Below are 2,453 nucleotides of genomic sequence, written 5' to 3' on the forward strand. Positions count from 1 at the left end.
GCGCCGGTCATGCCGACGCGGAGGCGACGCCGTCGCCGAGGCTGGCGCCGTCGCCGAGCCCGCCGTCGTCGTCTGCTCGGCCGTCGTCGTCTGCTCGGCTGCCGTCGCCGGGGCGGCTGGCGCCGTCGCCGAGATTGCCGTCGGCACCGAGGCTGGCGAGGCGGTCGGCAAACCGGCGGGTGGCTGCCTCCCGCAGGGTCGGCAGGTGGTCGCTCGGGAACAGCGTGTCGACCGCGCGGTGATCCTTGAGGACCTCGCGGGCGATCGTGACCCGGTGCACCTCGGTCGGACCGTCGGCGAGGCCGAGCAGCTCCGCGGCGACCAGCATCTCGACGAAGTTCATCTCGTTGGAGATGCCGAGGGCGCCGTGCAGGTGCAGCGCGCGACGGGAGATGTCGTGCAGCACCTTCGGCATCGCCACCTTCACCGCGGCGATGTCGCGGCGGACCCGGCGGTAGTCGTTGTACTTGTCGATCAGCCAGGCCGTGCGCAGCACCAGCAGGCGGAACTGCTCGATCTCGATCCAGCTGTCGGCGATCTGCTCCTGCACCACGCCGAGCGAGGCCAGCGAGCCGGAGCGCACCTGGCGCGACAGGGCCCGTTCGCACATCGCGTCGAAGACCCGGCGCGCCATGGCGATGGTCCGCATGGCGTGGTGGATGCGGCCGCCACCGAGGCGGGTCTGGGCGATGGCGAACGCCCGGCCGCGCTGGCCGAGCAGATGATCGGCCGGGATGCGCACGTCGTCGTAGCGGACGTACCCGTGCGCGCCGAGCTCGGCCGCCTCGTGGCCGAGCGCCACGTTACGGATGATCTCCAGGCCGGGGGTGCCCGCCGGCACGATGAACATGCTGGCGCGCTCGTACGGGCCGGCGTCCGGATCGGTGATCGCCATGACCAGGAAGAAGCTGGCATAGCGGGCGTTGGTGGAGAACCACTTCTCGCCGCGCAGGACCCACTCGTCGCCGTCGAGGTGGGCGGTGGCGCGGAACAGGGTCGGGTCGGCGCCGGCCTGCGGCTCGGTCATCGAGTAGCACGAGCTGATCCGGCCGTCGAGCAGCGGCTGAAGGTAGCGGGCCCGCTGCTCGGGCGTGCCGAAGTGGGCGAGGATCTCGGCGTTGCCGGAGTCCGGGGCCTGACAGCCGAACACCGACGGCGCCCAGCGGGAGCGGCCGAGGATTTCGTTGAGCAGCGCGAGATGCACCTGCCCGTAGCCGGATCCGCCGAGCTCGGGACCGAGGTGGGCGGCCCACAGCCCGCGCTCCCGCACGGCCTGTTGCAGCGGGTGCACGATCGCGTTCGCCACCTCGTCGGTCTTGTCGAACGGCTCCCGCAGGACATGATCCAGCGGCTCGACCTCCTCCCGCACGAACGCGTCGACCCACTCGAGCTGCTCGGCGAACGCCCGGTCTGTCTCGAAGTCCCACGCCATGACGTCGATTTCTAAGCCAACTGCTTTAGAACGTCAAGCAGGGAACGTGGAGTGCGTGCCTGGGTCTGATCAGGGGGTGGCGCGAGCGGTGGGCTGGCGCGAGCGGTGGGGTGGCGGCGAGGGCAGCTTCGTCCGTACCGTTCAGTCGACTGGTGGGTTGACAAAAATTGGGGGCGATCTTACGGTCGGCGAATCCTCGCGGCGACGGTGCCGGGGGGACCGGCCGAGCCGGTGCTGGAGGGAGATCACCCCCGTGGACCTCTGCCTGTTCGCCCGGCCCGGCCTGGCTCCCGGCGGCGACTTCGACGCCTTCCTCACGATGGCCCGCCACGCCGACGCGGCCGGCCTGCACTCGCTGTGCTTCGGCGAGCACCTCGTGATGGCGCCCGACACCTCGCGCTACCCGTACGGGCCCTGGGGCCACCCGCCCGACACCGCCTGGCCCGATCCGCTGATGTCGCTGGCCGCGGTCGCCGCGGTCACCGAGCGGATCCGGCTGTCGACCGCGGTGCTGCTCGCCCCGCTGCGGGCCGGTCTCGTGCTCGCCAAGGAGGTCGCGACGCTCGACGTGATCTCCCACGGGCGGGTCGAGCTCGGCGTCGGGACCGGCTGGCAGCCCGAGGAGTATGCCGGCGTCGGGCTGGCCTGGGCCGAGCGCCGGCGCCGCTTCGACGAGGTGATCGAGACCTGCCGGCTGGCCTGGGGCGAGCAGCCGTTCTCCCTGCCGCTCGACGCCGCTCGCGGTGACGCCGACGGCCCCCATGCTGCCCGCGGTGACGCCGACGGCCCTGACGCTGCCCGTGGTGACGGCGCCCATGGTGACGCTGTCCGCGGTGACGCCGACGGTCTTGGCGCCGGCCGCCTCGAGGGCCTGACCGCCCGGCCCGGGCCTGTCCAGCGCCGCATCCCGCTCTACTACGGCGTGGCCGCGACGGCGGCGAACGCCCGCCGCATCGCCCGTCTCGGCGATGGTTGGACGCCGGTGGGCGTCGGGCCCGAGCAGGTGCGCGCCGGCGTGGCC

At 72.7% G+C, this 2,453-nt stretch carries 2 protein-coding genes; one reads left to right on the forward strand and one right to left on the reverse strand.

Features of this window, described 5'->3' with window-relative positions:
* Positions 1–7: 7 nt before the first annotated feature.
* Positions 8–1,432: an acyl-CoA dehydrogenase family protein gene (locus tag ND748_RS30000; protein ID WP_251749576.1), complete on the reverse strand. Its 1,425-nt coding sequence runs from the start codon at positions 1,430–1,432 to the stop codon at positions 8–10.
* Between the two features lie 253 nt (positions 1,433–1,685).
* Between ND748_RS30000 and ND748_RS30005 the strand changes: the two genes are divergently transcribed.
* The coding region (locus tag ND748_RS30005) for an LLM class flavin-dependent oxidoreductase (RefSeq protein WP_251749578.1) at positions 1,686–2,453 on the forward strand (768 nt) is incomplete at its 3' end.

The organism is Frankia sp. AiPs1, from assembly GCF_023716945.1.
Classification (GTDB): Bacteria; Actinomycetota; Actinomycetes; order Frankiales; family Frankiaceae; genus Frankia.